This window comes from Leptospira noumeaensis (assembly GCF_004770765.1).
GTDB lineage: Bacteria > Spirochaetota > Leptospiria > Leptospirales > Leptospiraceae > Leptospira_A > Leptospira_A noumeaensis.
The window spans coordinates 484,944-501,844 of record NZ_RQFK01000026.1 but is presented as its reverse complement, the minus strand read 5'-3'; the positions used below and the strand labels follow the sequence as shown (position 1 = coordinate 501,844).

Sequence of the window (16,901 nt, the reverse complement as noted above, 5' to 3'; positions counted from 1 at the left end):
GCTGAATTGGAACTTCGAATCAGGAAACTGGAATTAATCTATGTCGAAAAACATACTCGTTACAAGTGCACTTCCTTATGCAAATGGTTCCATCCATCTCGGCCATGTTTTGGAAGCAGTCCAAACAGATATTTGGGTACGTTTCCAAAAGTTAGTTGGGAACAATTGTTATTTATTTTGTGCCGATGACACACATGGAACTCCCATAATGATTGCCGCTAAAAAAGCAGGCAAAACTCCAGAATCCATGATTGAAGAAGTTCAGGCAGAACATTATAAAGACCTAACGTCTTTTGGTGTTTCGTATGATAACTATTATACTACCAATTCAGAAGAGAACAAAAAATTTTCCGAATCCATCTATCTTACTTTGAAGAAAAAAGGTCATATTGTTGCTCGTAACATTGAACAGTCGTATTGCGAACATGACAAGATGTTCCTTCCTGATAGATTCATTAAGGGAACTTGCCCCAAGTGTGGATCCAAAGACCAATATGGTGATTCTTGTGAAGTATGCGGGACTAGTTATTCTCCAAAAGATTTAAAAGATTCTTATTGTTCAATTTGTGGAACAACACCCGTACTCAAAGAATCCAAACATTTATTTTTTAAACTTCAAGACTTTCAATCCCAACTCCAAACTTGGATCGAAGAGGGAAGTCGTATGAATGAAGGTGCTCAGAAAAAGTTAAAGGAATGGTTTACCTCTGGGTTACAAGAATGGGATATCAGTCGTGATGGCCCTTACTTTGGATTTGCGATTCCCGAAGAAGAAAACAAATACTTTTATGTTTGGTTGGATGCACCGATCGGTTATATGGCGTCCGCTATGAACTTTTTAAAAGATGAAAAGAAGTTCAATGAATTTTGGAAAGACGGAAAAGGGGAAATTGTTCACTTCATCGGAAAGGACATTTTGTACTTTCATGGCCTTTTTTGGCCAGCGATGCTTATGGGATCCGATTACCAAACTCCTTCCCAATTGAATGTTCATGGATTTTTAACTGTGAACGGAGAAAAAATGTCCAAATCAAGAGGGACATTTGTCAATGCTTCTACTTTTGCCAAGTATTTGGATGTAGAACATTTCCGTTTTTATCTCGCCTGCCGTTTGGGTTCGGGAATGGAAGACGTAGATATTTCTTTTGATGATTTTGTATCCAGGGTCAATTCGGATCTCATTGGGAATCTTGTGAATTTGGTTTCCCGTGTTTCCACTTCTATTTTAGATAAAATGGATCGTAAGTTAGGTGCTCTTTCAGTAGAAGGAAAATCATTGGTTACGGAACTTTTATCCAAAGAAGGCGAAATTCGCGAGGCTTATGAGTCACGTAATTACTCTAAGGTGATGAGAGAAATCACAGGCCTTGGTGATAAAGTTAATAAATACGTAAATGATTATGCTCCTTGGAATTTAATCAAAACGGATGTGGAAAAAGCAAGAGAGGTGGTGACTACTTCTCTCAATTGTGCAAAGATTTTATTTACATATTTGGCACCAGTCACTCCAAAAATTGTAAGTTCTGTGGCTCAACTTTTCCAAGTAGAAAATTTGAGTTTTCTAAATTTGAAAGGGACACTAGAAAACCAAGTTCTAGGGCCATACCAAATGTTATCGAAACGTGTAGAGGAAAAAAATATTTCACTTATGATTGAGGAAACAAAAGAGGCATTTCTCAAAGCAAATCCAGAGAAAACAAAATCTGAACCTGGAAAAACAGCTCCCACTACAGCAGGTGCAACGACAGTTTCGGAAGATGGGTTCATCACAATTGATGAACTTGCAAAAGTGGAACTTCGTGTGGGACAAATTATAGAAGCAAATCCTGTGGAAGGCGCCGACAAACTTTTGTTCGTGAAAGTAAATCTCGGAGAAAAAGGAATCAAAAATGTTTTTGCAGGTATCAAAGCCAGTTATACGGCAGAAGAGTTGGTAGGAAAAAAAGTTGTTGTGGTTGCTAATTTAAAACCAAGACAAATGAAATTTGGGTTATCAGAAGCTATGTTACTGGCATCAGGAAAAGATAAAACTTTATCTCTATTTGTTCCTGATCGAGATGCAGCTCCAGGAGATCTTTTAAAGTAAAACAATGGCAACAAAGTCAGAACAAATCTTAAGAGAGAAGGAAATCGAAGGGATTAAATTTAGTCTCTATGGTAAAATTATTATCTTTTCCCTTTTGACTATTGGGACTTTCTTTGTTGCCCAGACTCTATACGAGTTATTAACGATCACTTCTATTTCCCTAGTCTTAAATTTAGTCCTTTATATTTTGTCCAAATTTTTGAAACGAGGAAAGTTTGTTTCTTTTATTGGACTTTTTTGTGTGGTCATCGATTTATTCATCATCACCATCCTTCCCTTCATTTGGTACAATGCGGTTGGCGGTGAATCACAAGTTCCACGAACCTACTTAATCAAAACCTATTTACATTTTATCATCGCAGCAACCTTAGTGATGAATGCCTTTAGTATCCAACCGATTTATCCTATGATATATGCTTTGGGAGTTGTGATAAGCCAGGCAGGGATTTTAGTATATGCACAACAAGATCCTCGGTTTGTCAGCACAGAAAGTTTTAAAGAGGCCTTTCTTGGGCCAGCAGCACATGTAAACAATTACATCATGTCTATGGGAATCATCGGTGTACTTGGTTTTTTTCTCGCATATCTCACTTATCGTGTTAGACGAACTGTTCTTTCCGCAGTGACAAATGAAATCAAAATGTCCCAACTTTCTAGATACTTCTCACCCAATGTGGTGAATCAGATGGGCCAGGCTGAAGATGATTTTTTCAAACCTGGGGGAAAGGAATCTACTGTAGCCGTTTTATTTTGTGATATAGCAAATTTCACACAGATATCGGAATCCTTAGGCCCTGAAAAAACCATGTCCTTACTTTCCGAATACCATAGTTTTATGTTGGAAATTGTTTTTGATCACAATGGCACACTCGATAAATTCATTGGTGATGGGATGATGGTGACTTTTGGAACTCCACTTCCCTCAAAAGATGATGCTACCAATTCCGTAAGAGCAGGGATAGCGATGTTACAAGCTTTATCAATTTGGAATCAAAAACGAGAATCCAATGGTGAAAAATCTATTTCCATTCGTTTGGGAATTCATTATGGGCCAGTCATCGTGGGAAATGTGGGTGTAGAGAAACGGTTGGAATACACAGTCATTGGTGATACAGTAAATGCAGCCAGTCGCCTCGAGTCTTTAGGAAAAGAATTAAGAAGAAACTTTCTCATCTCAAAAGAATTGTTCGATCAAATTTCTTTGGAATTGAAACAAAACTTAAAGATTAAATCTATGGGCACTCTTTCCCTTCGCGGAAAAACGAAAACTACTGATATTTTATCTGTGGAGACAATTTGATGATCCAACTTCCCAAAGAAAAAGAGATCACAATCATTTCCAAACCAACATTAAATTCAAAAGATGTTAGTTTAAAAGTGGTAAACTCGAAGATTGCCCAGAAATTTGTAAATCAATTTGAGTTTGGCAATAAGCAGTTGTTTGTTGATTGTGATGAAGATGCATTACTCGAAATCGATCCTAGTCTAAACGTTGTAAACAAACGTCTGTTATGGGAATCTGGAAGTTTAAAAATAACGGAAGAAGAATGGCTTTCTTTTTTAGAAACCATTCCTCCTCTTTCTCCTTTTTTGGCCCAAGATATCTCGGGAAAAGATTTGATGTTGGCATGGGGAAAAAAGGAAAGTCTTATCTCAGCAGTGGAATCTGGACTTGGAACTTACTATAGCAGATCCAGAAACGGAAAGTGGGTGAAAGGGGAAGAGTCTGGCCACCTTCAAAATTTATCTGCGATTTATGTACATTCTAATCCCTTTTTCATCCAGTATATTACAGGTCAAATTGGGGCCGCATGTCATACAGGTTATTATTCTTGTTTTTTTCGTGAACTTGGTGTGAATGAATCTATTTCCTTCGTCTATCCTAATAAAGTAGGGGAGTAATTTTTGAATCGCATTGTTATTATCGTTTTAGTTGTTATTTGTGTTATCTTTCTTGTTTATAAATTAAAATCAGTGTTTGGCGTAAACCAAACCCAATTGAAAGAAAAAATTGATGCCGGTTCATTGGTTGTGGATGTAAGGACCGTAGCTGAATTCCAATCAGGTCACTTTCCAGGCGCGGTTAATATTCCGGTAGACCAAGTTTCGAAACGATTGGATGAATTTGGGGATAAAAACAAAGCGATTATTGTGTACTGTGCATCCGGTGGCCGCAGTGGGAGTGCGAAATCCTTTTTGGAATCAATCGGTTATACCGATGTTACAAACGCTGGTGGCCTCTCCAATATGCCAAATCCTTAAGGCATACAAAATAGACATCAAATAGGGAAAACAATTGGATTTGCGTTAGAAACCAATTTGAATTCCCTATTTAACCAACTAACAAACTACATACGTTTTCTCTTCATATACAATTGTAATCCAGTCACTGCTTCTTTTTTTACCTTGTTTCCAAGAGCTGGCCACCAACCAAGTAGGTAACCCACAGGGCCCATGGCCATCCCGAGCCACTTCCACATAGAAAACTGATCTTTGTGAGTTAGAATTTTTCCATCTTTAAACGTAAAGTTTGCATGGATTTTGTTTTGAACCAGTCTACCGGTTTTACTAAAACTATAATCTGCTTCCCAATCGGCAGAACCTTGCGAGTCGTCTGCTTTGATATTGGAAAATCGAATGGTTAGATTTTGGCTTTTTTCGACTAACATAAGCCACATAGCTCCAGCTTCTTTCCCTTTCAATTGACCAAAGGCAGGATCTTTGAATTCGATATCGGAGTGGTAACAACCCACCATGGTTTGTGCGTCCTTGTTTTGGAAGGCCGTGTAAAACTTTTGAATTAACTCTTCATTTGCATGCATTGTGGAAAAGATTATGATTGATCAATCTACGACATAGCAAGAAAAAAAGTTATGAAACGAATCGTCCTCTTTGCTTTTGGTACCAGCTTTTTACTCATTGGTCTCGTTGTTCTTTTTTTAGCAGTCGGCTTTTTCCAAGATCCCAAATTCCATTCCGAAACCAGTGAATGGTTGAAGGCAGAACCAGAAGACATCTGGGTTTATATCACCGATGTTCGTGACCTCCCCAATCGCCGTAAGGAAGTGGTGGCGATTAAAATTTTAGAATCTAGGCCTGACGGTACGATTACAAAATGGGAAGAAACACCAGATATGGGTGGGTATATGATTTTCGAACTTCGAGAATCCATTCCAAATAAACTTTGGAAAATTGAGCTAACGGATGCGAGTTTTAAAATGCGTGGGACTTGGACTTATACCTTGGAACCAAAAATTCCTGGTACTGTGATCACCATCACGGAAGACTCAGAAATCACAAGCATTCCTGTGAGAGGTGCTTATTTTCTTGCCGGTCGGGATGCCACCCTCCAAAAAGAGATGGAACTCATCCACAACCGGTTTAGCGGACGTTAGGGGAATATTGAGATTATTTTAATCCTTGGATCCATTCATCGATCCCTTTACAAATTTTTCTGACTGTTTCTCCATGAAAAATGATTCCAAGGTGGCCTTGTTCGTAATAAGTGATCACCTTGTTTTCTGATTTCAGGTCTTTTAGTTCCGTTAAACTTTCTTCGGGAACAATTTTATCAACAGTACCAACCACACTGTAAATGGGCATATTGAAATTGTTTAGAAAGTTTTCGGTATAATTGATACGACCATCGTTTGACCAAAAACTTCTTTCGTTAGAGATTTGGCTTTGGAAAAACTGCATAATCACAGAAACCGATTCTTCGCAAAACACATCTTCCATGAGGAAATACCATTCTGGAGGAGTGATTTCTTTATAACCCACAAAGTCTTTGATGGTTAAAACTTTGGTTCCAATATTATAACTAAAACTTCTTAAACTAGAATGAAGGTTCAAAATTAATTTAAAGAATTTTTTTAAGTCAATGGTTTGGATGGTGGCTTGCATGGAAAAACTAGCCATACTCAGAATCATATCCGATATCATTTTGTGTGGAAGCATACTAAATCCACGTTTCAAAGTATCAAGGCCAATGAAGTTGGATTTTAAGCTGATATAGTTAGGCGAAGTGATCGAAACAATTCCTGCAATGTATTCCTCTGGTTGTGGCAAATTGAACTCTTCTTTGAGTTCTTTGATTTTTTCGTAAGAAGATACATAAAAACGAGGAATCATTCCCCCCATACTGTGACCAAGTACCACTGTCCTTTCACTTGGATAGTGCCAACGAATCCAACGTAAAATTTCAGGAAAGTCATCCTGGATGTAATTATCAACCGTCCATCCTTCTTTTTTTCCATGTTTAGGCATGGTTTGTCTGGATCTTCCTCGCATATCCATGAGGAAAACTCGGTATCCATATTTGAGTGCGAGTTCTTTTGCCAGTTTGTCCATCACGGATCGTCTGCAAAAAAATCCAGGAATGAGTAATAGGTTCTTTCCTGTGTTGTTTAATTTCTCAGGTGTAAAACTTTTTAAGGAAACCGCATAACCATCAGTTGTTGGAATGATGAAAGATGCATCCATTCTATATTCGATATTATACTGGTGAGATTTGAAAATGATGGAAGTGACAGGTTCTTTTTGGTCTTTTGTGGTTGTGTAAAATAAGTTTCTAGAATTAGAAACAGTATCCGCTTTTTCGATATTTTTTTGAGCAATGTAATGGTCGTTACCCGATTCCATTTCTTTTGCTACCACAAACTCAATCACATCAAACAAAGAATAAAGTTGGAGAGTGAGGGGGCGAACTTTGTCAGCAGGAATTGGATCCTTTGTGATTCCCCATAAAATTCCGATTGGGTTCTCATTCACAAAAAGTGGAATCCCGATGGCATGATTCATTGTTTCTGAAAGTAAAACTTTTTTCTCAGGATGAATTTCTTCTTCTTTGAGATTGATAAAAATGACTTCGGGTCTTAGACCTTTATTAAAATCTATGATGGATTTACGAATGAACCTGGCTGATTCATTTCTTGGATCTGCCAAATGGATGGGGCGAGATTTTTTGATGTATTCTTCGATCCCAGGAATTCTGCGGCGTTCTGCAATTTCTTTGAGTTTGAAATGGGTGGCTGTGGCCACAATTTTCATTTCTTCTTGGTCAATGACTTCAAAAATAGAAAAATTAAAAATGGGATCATCGTTAAAGTCCACGAGGGAAACCATTTTATTTGTGAAGGATTGCCAAATATTTTCCAGAAATTGGAAGGTAGGTTTTGGCACCGGAAAAATGTAAATTTTATCCGGATTTACCATGAGACTTTTATTGCTGTCTCGGGAGGAAATTTTGATCAGTCGATCTTCCAATGAATTTTCTTCAAGTGCCATTTAGCATCCTTTCTATTTATAAGGCAATACAGTCCGTTATAACTCTATTTTCGACTTTTCATATGCCTGTGAACTAAAAAATAAAGCTAATATGCAACAATCTGATTTCGAATCCATTTCAAGAGTATCCGTTCCCGAATTAGACTCCATTTTAGGAAAACCATTTCCGGTATTGGATGATGGGTTTGTCAGACTCGTTGATTATATGGGATCTGATGAATCAATCGTTCAAGCAGCACGCGTTTCGTACGGAAAAGGCACAAAAAAAGTAAGCGAGGATCGTGGACTCATTCGTTATTTGATGCGCCACCGCCACAGCACTCCGTTTGAAATGTGCGAACTAAAGCTACATGTTCGTGTTCCTATGGACACTTGGCGTCAGTGGATCCGCCACCGTATGGCAAATGTCAATGAATACTCTACGCGTTACTCCGTAGCCATTGACTCCGCACAAACAACTTTGCCAGGTGAATGGAGAGTTCAATCCGTTGGTAACAAACAAGGTAGTGATGGATTTTTAGATATATCCAAAGGTAACCACCTAACAAAAAGAGAAACTGAATTTCAAAAGTTTGCAAATGATCTTTATAATGAAAGATTAGAAATGGGTGTGGCCCGTGAACAAGCTAGAAAAGATTTGCCACTTGCTACTTATACAGAGGCATATTGGAAAATTGACCTTCATAACTTACTGCACTTTTTAGCACTCCGTATGGATGACCATGCCCAATTGGAAGTTCGTCTCTTTGCCAAAACCATTGGGGAACAAATTGTTAAAAAATGGGTTCCAAACGCTTGGGAAGCATTTGTCGACTACCGTTTGTCTGCGCTCAATTTGACTAAATATGACACACTGATCATCAACGCTCTCAACACTTCCGGCAAAGAAGGTGCGAAAAAGAAAGCAATCGAACTAGGTTTGTTAGATGAACAAGGTTCCACTGCTAAAAAAAGCAGAGAACGTGAGGAATTGGAGTACAAATTGAAAGATATGGGTTTTGCCATTCCTTGGTAAAACAATGAGAACATAAATTTATTGATAAAATTGATTGATAAATTTTTTCAATGTGGTTGTTAGAAGGATTATGAGCCTCAGAATCTTTCTAACCCTTTTTTCCATCCTACTAACTAGCGTTTCCCTTTCTGCGGAAGAATTTGCAGTTGCAACATTTACCCGGGGTAAGGTGAGTTTTTTAGCTGCTACTGATTCCTCTAAACTTTGGAAAACTCTCAAAGTTAATGATGTACTGAAACCAGGGGATAGAATCAAAACTGGGAATGGATCTAAAGTGGATTTTTTCTACAAAGAAACAGAGATACGCATCCAACCAAACACAGACTTTACGCTAAAAGAATGGGATTCCGATAAAAAAATTGCAAAAGCTTATGTAGAAAAAGGAGCCGCTTGGTTCCGAGTCAGCAATTTTAAAAAAGGAAGTTTTGAGGCCTCTACTCCCACAACGACAGCAGGTGTACGTGGAACCGCTTTCGGAGTGTTCTACGAAGAAAAAGAAAAAACAGGATATACTTGTGTTTGTGAAGGTCTCGTAAATGTGAATGGAACCGAATTTGCAAAAGGAAGTGGCGGTGCTATGAAAGTGGGAGCTACTGAAATTTCTAAAAACGATTACAAAGAACTCATCACCGAAGACGGTGCCACTCTCAAGTTCAAAGAAAAACGAAAAGACAATCCCATGTTATCTCGTTGCCTTCCTTGCCACAAACCAGTAGGTTGGGAAGATAATAGTTTTACTCCGGACGAAACTTACGGTAAAAAGTGAAATTTGTTTTTAGATTATTTTTCGTATCAATACTCATCACCAGTTCATTGTTTGGTGATGAGGTAATCACAACAAAAAAAGATGAACCAGATGGTTACTATGGATTAAAACTAGGAGCCATCCTCACTCCCACAGTTTCCTACCGAGTTCGAGACAAAGCTTCCGGAACCACAGATTTAACTCCATCAGACAAAGCAGGATTTTCACTCCCCTGGACAATGATTAGCATGTCGAAAGAATGGGAAGAAACTGGAATCAAAGCAGAGTTTTGGGGTGAAATCCTCCGAAATGATGCATTAACCAATGATACTTTAGCCGGCACAGGCAACAAATCGAATCCATATGTATTTTTAGTTAGGCGAGCAAATCTCGGGAAAACCTTTGAGATAGGAAATACAAAACACCAAATTCAATTGGGAATGTTTGAACTACCACATATGTTTTCTGTTTGGTCGGGGAACTATGATTGGCGTTATTTTGATAAATCACCATTGGAGTCTATGGGTTTTGCAAAAGATCCTGTAGATCTTGGAATCAATTATATCCTTCGTTGGAATTCATTTTCTGTCCAAACTGCTATCGTTAACGGAGAAGGTTACCGCAATACACAAAATACAACCAATACAGGTTATGATGTCATTGGAAAAGTAGGTTGGGAACCCACTTGGTCAGAAGATTTAAAAACTGGGTTTCATGTTTTAGGAAGAGCTTCGAATGCTTTTGGTTATGCGAGTGATGAATGCCGAGAAGGAAAAACCAGTTGTCTTGCCAGTGATGGAAATCCAGCCACTAGAAAACAAGGAACGGTTTCTCTGAACCAAGAACAAGTTGTTGCAGTGGAAACCCATCTAGTTTGGAGAGAGATCTTAAATTTAGGACTCGGGGGTATGGCCAAAAAACGCCTTGGGGGTGAAATTGTGGATCGTCTGTCTCCTTACGCACCTGCGGTAAAAGTCCCAGAAGCCACAGGTCGCGGAGCTTACCTTTGGATCGGACTTGGGAACGGAACTCTACGCATTGTCACTCGAGGAGAGATTGCCACTGGTGGTCCCGCGCCCGGCCTTCAGGCTACAGAAACAGTGGAAAAGGAACCTTGGGTCTGGTTCAAACCTGGCACTGCCGATCCCCTTTATTCCAACCAGTCTTATTACATCTCACGCCAAATTTTTGGGGAATGGTTTATGACTCCATCAGCCAGGTTAGCTTTGGGGTATACGGAGGTTCGTTCGTATGATTCTAAAGGAGAACCAAATAAATGGTATGTAGACAGTACCGGTGAGGCATCAAATCGTGTCGAATATATAGAACAGTTTTCAAAACCGGTAACACATCCCATCTCTGAATACGGAAGATTGGATCGTAGTATTGTTTTGAAAGCCACAGCTACGTTCTAAGAATGAGAGTATGGTATCTGAAATCCAAACCTTTATAGAATCACAATTATCTTCTGGTACTTTTTCGATTTATAGTTTTTTCTTTCTGATTTTGGGAGGATTCCTTGCAGGGCTTTTACCTTGTGTTTATCCTCTGTATCCCATCACAGCGGGGATATTAAAGTCTCGTGTTTCGAAACACAAATGGTCGCATCCGCTGGTTTATTATGTGGGTCTTGCGAGTATGTACGCCGTGTTTGGTCTGGTTGCTGGTTTTAGTGGAGGGGCGTTCAATTCTTTTTTACGTTATCCTGAAACCCAAGTTGTACTTTCCATTTTATTATTTATCTTGGGGCTGAGTGTTGCTGAATTTTTATACTTTCCTTTTTTCTCTGGTGATCTTAGAAATTCGGTAAACGTAAGTTATGCGAATACTTTTTTTCTGGGTGCAGGGGCTGGACTTCTCTCTTCCCCTTGTGTTGGCCCTGTGGTTGTTTCCATTCTTGTCCAACTGATCACTTACCAAACAGAGGGAATCAGTATTCTACCCATCTTATTTACTTCATTAAAGATGTTTGTATTTGGATTGGGACTTGGAATTCCATTTTTGCTGATTGGAGTTTTTGGATTTGCCTTACCAAAATCAGGAAAGTGGATGAAGTTTGTCCAATGGATTCTTGCTCTAATGATTTTGTATTTTTCTTATACTTATTTAGAGAAAGCTTTTGGTCTCTGGGGTTTTGATTCAGGACTTTCCATCAAAGTATTTATCCTTTGGACTTTGGCTTTAGGTTTTTTGTTTTTACAAAAGAAAGACGGCCTTCCTTACGAAAAAATGAAATCGGCCCTCCTGCAAATGGGGGTTTATACTTCTCTCATTGTCCTCATCATCATTTTACTAACGGCTGTATGGAAACAACAAGGAGGAAGTTCGGGCTTTGAAATAAACTTGGTTCCCACAGAAATACATGGAAATTTAGAATGGCAAAGGTCAGAAGTAGAGACATATCGGATCGCCAAAGAAACCGGGAAACCGATATTCATTGATTTTTATGCGGATTGGTGTACGAACTGCAAAGAGTTTCAAAAACTAACTCTCACCCATAAGGAATGGAATGAAACCTTTAAAAACAAAGCAGTCCTTTGGAAGGTTTACGATACAGATCCCATTTTTGAAGAGTTTGCAAACAATCCCAATTATCCTGAATTAAAAATAGGATTACCTTTCTTTTTAATATTAGATGCAGATGGGAAAATGATTTATAAATCGAATGATTATTTAGATACGAAAGGAATGATCGAAGCTGTTCGAAAATTATAGATTGTTAATTCAATTTTGAATTGGATGATTTTGCTTAGAGAACCGAAAAAAATTTTAAATCAGTTTTAAGGCTTCCTAATGCGAACCGGTCGATCTAACCGATTCGCATGATCTTTGTTTAGCGAGGAAGGTTGTTTACCGTCTCTAAATACTCACTGGCAATTTCTTTTACAATTTCACCTGCTGGTTTTACTTTTTCGATCTGTGCTACACCTTGTCCAGCAGACCAAATATCTCTCCAACGTTTGTATTCTTGTTCAATGGCTTTTTCCCCACCAGCATGACCAGCGGCGATTTTTTTCGGGCCATCTTCTAAAATTTCTGGAGATCGTTCCACAGATTTTGACAGCCAATTGGCTGGGATTCCTGAGATTTTTTCTGTATAAACAATTTCATCAGGACTAGAATCAATTAACATTTGTTTGTATTCATTCTGTGCTTTTGATTCTGGTGTAGCAATAAATCGAGTTCCGATATAAACCGCATCTGCCCCTAATGAAAGAGCTGCGGCCATTTGTGAACCGGTAGAGATGGCACCAGCGGCAATCACCGGTAAACCTACTTCTTTTTTTAAATAAGGAATGAGAGCAAAAGGAGTGATGGCACCGGCATGTCCACCTGCACCTTGTGATACTGCAATGAGTGCATCTGCTCCGGACTTTGCTACGATGTTCGCATGTTTCAGTGTGGTCACATCACAAAACAAAGTGGATCCATTGGATTTGATTTCTTTCGCAATGGTTCGTGGAGTTCCAAGACTTGTAATGATAAGTTCTACTTTTAAATCCATAACCACTTCGAATTGTTTGGCCCAATTGGGGTTATGTTCTTTGTGTAGGATTAAATTGACACCGATTGGTTTTTTGGTTTTGGAGCGAATTTCCAAGATACCCTCCCGAAGCTGTTCTGGGGTTCTGTAGTTCAGGGAAGGAAAACATCCAATTCCGCCGGCTTCCGATACTGCGACCACTAACTCCGGATAGGAGACGAGGAACATGGGTGCTGCGATGATCGGTAGATCAATTTTCAGCATTTCACTGATTTTTGTTTTGATTTTCATAAATCTCCTGTTATACGATTATGGTTGAGTCGGTTTTGGGGTTAGATTGGGCAACTCGGCAGGATACCTTCCTGTACGAGGGATACAACTCATCGCAAAACCTTGGATAATGTAACAGATGGAATCTTTAGAAATACATTTCAAAGATTTCTGGTATTCTTGCCCGTCAATTTCCGTGGCGAGGGAATAACATTCCAGTTTGTCTTCCACGAATTGTTCTTGGGGAGTTTTCTCTTGGGCCACAAGACCGGTAAGAGACGATAATAGAAAGGTGAGTGGGTAAAAAAATGATAGGAATCGATTGCGATTCATTGAACGTATCATGCTAATCCTATAGGAATCAAATTTTGAAAGAAGTCAAATCATATAAATCGATTCATATTCTCTTACAGTTTGTTCTTTATTTAGGGTTTGTGATTTTATTTTGCGGGTGTTTGGATCTACATTCGGAAACCAAAGCAGATGAGAAATTCCAACAATCCGTTTACCTTTTGGATCGGTTTTACTTTTGGTCATCAGAGGAAATTAGCGACCCAAATTCGATTCCAAACCAGGTTTGGCAAAAATTAGCACCAAACCAATTAGGCCTGTACCCGAAAGAAAATCAGTTTTTATATATCAAATTTAGTGATCAGTTTGTTAGGCAACTCAAAAGCCCTGTCCTTTCCATTGGGATTGGTTTAGAACAGTTTAAACTTTTTCAAGGAGAAGAATTGATCTTTGAATCAAAACTACAGGATCATATTTTTCCTTACATCATTCCTCTCAAACAAAATCCCTCGGGTTCTCTCATCTTTCAATTTCGTTCAAGATACAAAAGTTTTATTGGAATGGATCGCGAAGTTTATTTCAAAGATCACTCTCAAGCCTTAGTGGATTTGTTTTTAGATAATTTTTCTGAAACTTTTTTTGCTCCCATTTTGTTAATTCTTTCTTTTATCTTTTTTGGATTTTATTTTTTAAGGAAAAGAGAAATTATATTTTTTAATTTTTCGATTCTATTATTTTCCGCTTCCCTTATTGAAGTTTTGAATGGGTTTGTTGGTTTTTCCTTAAGTCAGTTTTCTTATTTGATAGTTCCTATTACTTATCTAAATTTTGCTTTTTTTCCCTTTGCTCTTTTGCTTTTTCTAATTGGAATTTTTCCTCCATTTTTTCGGAACTTATTTAAGATACTCGCTGCTCTTCATTTAATTGTTTTTTTTATATCCTTAGTAAATAATTTTGAAGATGGAATTTCTTTCCTTAATAGTGAAAGTGATTACGAGTGGATGATTGCCGTTGAAGGGGTCGTAGCCATTTTTTCTGCTGTTTATGTTTTAATCAAAGGAAACAAAAATCTTCGTACCATAACCTTAGGATTGCTTTTTATTGTCGTTGGTGGACTTCACGACATTTTAGTAGATCTTGAATTTTTAGATTATGGGGTTCGACTCATCCATTATAGTTTTATTTTGATGATGGTATTGTTTGGGTTTTATGTTTTCAAACATTATTGGCAACTTCTACAATCCATCAGTCGAATGAATGCGGAGCTACGCACAAAAAATAAGGAATTACAAAGACTCATCCAAATAGATAAAGATTTAGCATTAGCCCATGCCCTTCAAAAATCATTGTTATCATCCAAATATAATGAAGACGATCGAATTCGGATCATTGGGTTTTCGCAAAACTTAGAGTCGGTGGGTGGAGATTATTTTGACCATACAAAAGATAGTATGGGAAATTGGGCCATTCTGATGGCAGATGTTTCTGGACATGGAATTTCTTCTGCGATGGTGGCAGCTATGTCTAAAATGGCCTTTGTGGGTGCGAGTGCCTATTTACAATTTCCCTCACGAGTGTTTCATTCAATGAACAGACATTTGGTGGGTAAAACAAAAAACTTATTTATCACAGCATCGTATGTTTTCATTGATACAGAATCTTATACAGCTACATTTAGTAACGCGGGCCATCCAGGTTTTTTTCTCATTCGAAATTCAGAGTCAAATATCATTCATTTGAATGTGAAAGGAAAACCATTAGGTTTGTTTTCTCATTTGCCTTATGCGGAAGAAACCGTAACACTCCAGCCAGGTGATAAAATTTTACTTTATACCGATGGAATCTTTGATTTGTTAAATGAGGCAGGTGATAGTTTTGGTGAAGAAAAACTCAAATCGTTGTTATGGGATAACCGGTATCAAAAATTCCAAGATTTGGCCAAGGTCATCCAAGATTCTCTTTTTAAATTCTCGGTTGGATGGAAATACCAAATGGATGATTTGAGTTTCCTACTTTTAGAAATTAAATAAAATAAAACAAATCAAAAAATCCAAAACTTATAATTCTGGATTGATGATGAAGCGAATCGGGTTCCCTTTTTTTTCTTCCAAAGCATGTAAATATTCATTGGTATCTTCCAACTTATGAACTCCACTGATGGATTTAGTAAGACTTAACTTTTTATCCTGATAGAGTTGGATGAGTTCAGGAATGGCCCTTCTGTCCGAACCATAAGAACCTGTGATCCGAATTTGTCTTTCTATTAGAAAAAATGGCATCGGGATTTCTAATTTGTTTCTGCCGATTCCCACGAGGACAATCCGCCCACCACGGTTCATGGCGCGGACTGAATTTTCGATGTTAGGCATATAACCAGAAAAATCGCATAACAGATCAATACCGCCAGATTTTTCTTTTAAAACCTTACCTACTTGCATATTTTTTTCTACAAGTATCAGTTCGTCGGCACCATAAGCCTTTGCATTTTCTAATGACCCACTATCAATATCGACAGCAAAAATTCTTCCAGCTCCTAATGCTTTAGCGATGGCAACCCCATGGATTCCGAGTCCCCCGCAGCCAATGATGGCAACAGTGTCACCAGGTTTGATTTCTCCTTGGTATTTGACAGCATGGTAAGGAGTTGAAACTGCATCTGCAAGTATGGCACCTTCCGTAAATGGAATTCCCTCAGGTAAATGATGGAGGTAACGTTCTTCGATTTGTAAATACTCGGCAAACCCACCTCTTTGGTTGAAACCAAGGACTCCAATTTCTTCGCAAAGATTTTCACGTCCCACCAAACAATGTTTACATTTTCCGCAGGAAGTTCCTGCACTAACAACCACACGATCCCCTTTTTTGAATTTGGTGGTTTGTTCTCCAACTTCTTCTACAACACCGGAAGTTTCGTGGCCAGGAACACAGGGTGTGTAACTTGCTTTCATTTTGCCATGAAGAACCAAATGAATGTCGGAACCACAAATGCCACAAGCTTTGACTTTGATTTTTACTTGGTTTGGAAGTAGTGGTGGAAGATCTAATTCTTGAATTTCAAGAGATCTTGAACCTTGTGGGAGAACTGCTGCTTTCATTGAAAAATTCCATCTAACTCCGTCAACATGTCACTCGCATCAGTTTCGTTTAATTGTTCTAATGTGATTTCGATTGTATCGGTGAGGTAATATTTATAATTTTTATATGTACTTAAAAAATCTTTTAGTTTTTCTTTTTCTTCATCGGAAAGCCTATTTTCCATATTGAGTTTGCATAAAGCCAAAACTCCAAAGGCAGACTTCAGTTCATCCATGTTGGAAGCGATGGTAAACAATTCACGAATGTCTAGTTCTTCAAAAGTAGGCAATAAATCTGAGATAAGTTCCATGGCACCAATGGGGATGGCTCGATCCAAGGATTTGACATAATTCAATAAAACCCGATAACTTTTGGAATCACCTACATAAGAGAGAAGGTAAACCATTCCAGAGAGTAATGGTTTATGATACCCCCAACTGAGTCGACCTGAGTCGGCTTCTCGTATGATTTGGTAGATCAAAGCCCAAGTATTTTTGTCACCATCGGCTGCAAGTTTCATCAAATCTAAAAGACGTGATTCCCAGACCGGTTGGTTCATTTCGGACTTAAGGAGGTCAATGGCTTCCAAAGGGGAAGTTGGTAGTGTTCCTAACTTTTGCACAGGTTCCTCTCGACATAATTCTAAAAT

The 16,901-nt window shown here is 38.3% G+C and carries 16 protein-coding genes; 10 read left to right on the top strand and 6 right to left on the bottom strand.

The annotated features are described in order from the left end of the window. Window positions 1-40: 40 nt before the first annotated feature. The 4 genes from metG to EHQ24_RS10460 are packed head-to-tail and all read left to right on the top strand — an operon-like array spanning window position 41 to window position 4,348. A complete protein-coding gene (gene metG, locus EHQ24_RS10475) occupies window positions 41-2,086 on the top strand; it encodes a methionine--tRNA ligase (RefSeq protein WP_135601588.1) in 2,046 nt (681 codons plus the stop codon). A gap of 4 nt (window positions 2,087-2,090) precedes the next feature. Next, window positions 2,091-3,386 (top strand): adenylate/guanylate cyclase domain-containing protein, encoded by a 1,296-nt coding sequence (locus tag EHQ24_RS10470; RefSeq protein ID WP_135601587.1) that lies wholly within the window; start codon window positions 2,091-2,093, stop codon window positions 3,384-3,386. After that, window positions 3,386-3,988 (top strand): phosphoribosyl-AMP cyclohydrolase, encoded by a 603-nt coding sequence (locus EHQ24_RS10465; protein WP_135601586.1) that lies wholly within the window; start codon window positions 3,386-3,388, stop codon window positions 3,986-3,988. Before EHQ24_RS10470 ends, EHQ24_RS10465 begins: the two co-directional genes overlap by 1 nt. A 3-nt stretch (window positions 3,989-3,991) precedes the next feature. Then, window positions 3,992-4,348 carry a rhodanese-like domain-containing protein gene (locus EHQ24_RS10460; protein ID WP_135601585.1) on the top strand — a complete coding sequence of 119 codons (357 nt, stop codon included), beginning with the start codon at window positions 3,992-3,994 and terminating at the stop codon, window positions 4,346-4,348. 86 nt (window positions 4,349-4,434) lie between these two features. Here the strand turns inward: EHQ24_RS10460 and EHQ24_RS10455 are convergent, their stop codons facing one another. Continuing rightward, window positions 4,435-4,908, bottom strand: a complete 474-nt coding sequence (locus EHQ24_RS10455; protein ID WP_135601584.1) for a nuclear transport factor 2 family protein — start codon at window positions 4,906-4,908, stop codon at window positions 4,435-4,437. Between the two features lie 51 nt (window positions 4,909-4,959). On the opposite strand from EHQ24_RS10455, the gene EHQ24_RS10450 reads away from it, so the two are divergent. Beyond that, window positions 4,960-5,481, top strand: a complete 522-nt coding sequence (locus tag EHQ24_RS10450) for an SRPBCC family protein (protein WP_135601583.1) — start codon at window positions 4,960-4,962, stop codon at window positions 5,479-5,481. Between the two features lie 13 nt (window positions 5,482-5,494). Here EHQ24_RS10450 and EHQ24_RS10445 read toward each other — a convergent pair whose 3' ends face one another. After that, complete coding sequence (locus EHQ24_RS10445) at window positions 5,495-7,372, bottom strand: alpha/beta fold hydrolase (protein ID WP_135601582.1); 1,878 nt, start codon at window positions 7,370-7,372, stop codon at window positions 5,495-5,497. Window positions 7,373-7,463: 91 nt separating this feature from the next. Here EHQ24_RS10445 and thyX point away from each other — a divergent pair, with 91 nt between their 5' ends. The 4 genes from thyX (at window position 7,464) to EHQ24_RS10425 (ending at window position 11,847) form a co-directional block, all read left to right on the top strand. Next, on the top strand, window positions 7,464-8,387 hold the full coding sequence (thyX, locus tag EHQ24_RS10440) for an FAD-dependent thymidylate synthase (RefSeq protein ID WP_135601581.1): 924 nt from the start codon (window positions 7,464-7,466) through the stop codon (window positions 8,385-8,387). A gap of 70 nt (window positions 8,388-8,457) precedes the next feature. After that, window positions 8,458-9,153 carry a FecR family protein gene (locus tag EHQ24_RS10435; protein ID WP_244310379.1) on the top strand — a complete coding sequence of 232 codons (696 nt, stop codon included), beginning with the start codon at window positions 8,458-8,460 and terminating at the stop codon, window positions 9,151-9,153. Next, window positions 9,150-10,547, top strand: coding sequence for a hypothetical protein (locus tag EHQ24_RS10430; protein WP_135601580.1), 1,398 nt, complete (start codon window positions 9,150-9,152; stop codon window positions 10,545-10,547). Before EHQ24_RS10435 ends, EHQ24_RS10430 begins: the two co-directional genes overlap by 4 nt. A 10-nt stretch (window positions 10,548-10,557) precedes the next feature. Then, on the top strand, window positions 10,558-11,847 hold the full coding sequence (locus tag EHQ24_RS10425; protein WP_135601579.1) for a protein-disulfide reductase DsbD family protein: 1,290 nt from the start codon (window positions 10,558-10,560) through the stop codon (window positions 11,845-11,847). Between the two features lie 118 nt (window positions 11,848-11,965). On the opposite strand, the gene EHQ24_RS10420 is transcribed toward EHQ24_RS10425, so the two are convergent. Further along, complete coding sequence (locus EHQ24_RS10420) at window positions 11,966-12,907, bottom strand: NAD(P)H-dependent flavin oxidoreductase (protein ID WP_135601578.1); 942 nt, start codon at window positions 12,905-12,907, stop codon at window positions 11,966-11,968. An 18-nt stretch (window positions 12,908-12,925) separates the two neighbouring features. Continuing rightward, complete coding sequence (locus EHQ24_RS10415) at window positions 12,926-13,219, bottom strand: hypothetical protein (RefSeq protein WP_135601577.1); 294 nt, start codon at window positions 13,217-13,219, stop codon at window positions 12,926-12,928. A gap of 35 nt (window positions 13,220-13,254) precedes the next feature. Between EHQ24_RS10415 and EHQ24_RS10410 the strand changes: the two genes are divergently transcribed. Continuing rightward, entirely contained in the window at window positions 13,255-15,207 is a 1,953-nt protein-coding gene (locus EHQ24_RS10410; protein WP_135601576.1) for a PP2C family protein-serine/threonine phosphatase, read from the top strand. Window positions 15,208-15,234: 27 nt separating this feature from the next. On the opposite strand, the gene EHQ24_RS10405 is transcribed toward EHQ24_RS10410, so the two are convergent. Together EHQ24_RS10405 and EHQ24_RS10400 are read right to left on the bottom strand one after the other, a co-directional pair. Then, window positions 15,235-16,272 (bottom strand): zinc-binding dehydrogenase, encoded by a 1,038-nt coding sequence (locus EHQ24_RS10405; protein WP_135601575.1) that lies wholly within the window; start codon window positions 16,270-16,272, stop codon window positions 15,235-15,237. Beyond that, window positions 16,269-16,811, bottom strand: a complete 543-nt coding sequence (locus EHQ24_RS10400; protein ID WP_244310452.1) for a hypothetical protein — start codon at window positions 16,809-16,811, stop codon at window positions 16,269-16,271. Before EHQ24_RS10400 ends, EHQ24_RS10405 begins: the two co-directional genes overlap by 4 nt. Window positions 16,812-16,901 lie beyond the last annotated feature (90 nt).

Bases quoted from the DNA above. Each gene is read 5' to 3' on its own strand.
- EHQ24_RS10425 (WP_135601579.1), top strand. From the start codon at position 10,558: ATGGTATCTGAAATCCAAACCTTTATAGAATCACAATTATCTTCTGGT.
- EHQ24_RS10405 (WP_135601575.1), bottom strand. From the start codon at position 16,272: ATGAAAGCAGCAGTTCTCCCACAAGGTTCAAGATCTCTTGAAATTCAA.
- EHQ24_RS10420 (WP_135601578.1), bottom strand. From the start codon at position 12,907: ATGAAAATCAAAACAAAAATCAGTGAAATGCTGAAAATTGATCTACCG.
- EHQ24_RS10470 (WP_135601587.1), top strand. From the start codon at position 2,091: ATGGCAACAAAGTCAGAACAAATCTTAAGAGAGAAGGAAATCGAAGGG.
- EHQ24_RS10445 (WP_135601582.1), bottom strand. From the start codon at position 7,372: ATGGCACTTGAAGAAAATTCATTGGAAGATCGACTGATCAAAATTTCC.
- EHQ24_RS10435 (WP_244310379.1), top strand. From the start codon at position 8,458: ATGAGCCTCAGAATCTTTCTAACCCTTTTTTCCATCCTACTAACTAGC.
- EHQ24_RS10415 (WP_135601577.1), bottom strand. From the start codon at position 13,219: ATGAATCGCAATCGATTCCTATCATTTTTTTACCCACTCACCTTTCTA.
- metG (WP_135601588.1), top strand. From the start codon at position 41: ATGTCGAAAAACATACTCGTTACAAGTGCACTTCCTTATGCAAATGGT.
- EHQ24_RS10450 (WP_135601583.1), top strand. From the start codon at position 4,960: ATGAAACGAATCGTCCTCTTTGCTTTTGGTACCAGCTTTTTACTCATT.
- EHQ24_RS10465 (WP_135601586.1), top strand. From the start codon at position 3,386: ATGATCCAACTTCCCAAAGAAAAAGAGATCACAATCATTTCCAAACCA.
- EHQ24_RS10455 (WP_135601584.1), bottom strand. From the start codon at position 4,908: ATGCATGCAAATGAAGAGTTAATTCAAAAGTTTTACACGGCCTTCCAA.
- EHQ24_RS10400 (WP_244310452.1), bottom strand. From the start codon at position 16,811: ATGAACCAACCGGTCTGGGAATCACGTCTTTTAGATTTGATGAAACTT.
- thyX (WP_135601581.1), top strand. From the start codon at position 7,464: ATGCAACAATCTGATTTCGAATCCATTTCAAGAGTATCCGTTCCCGAA.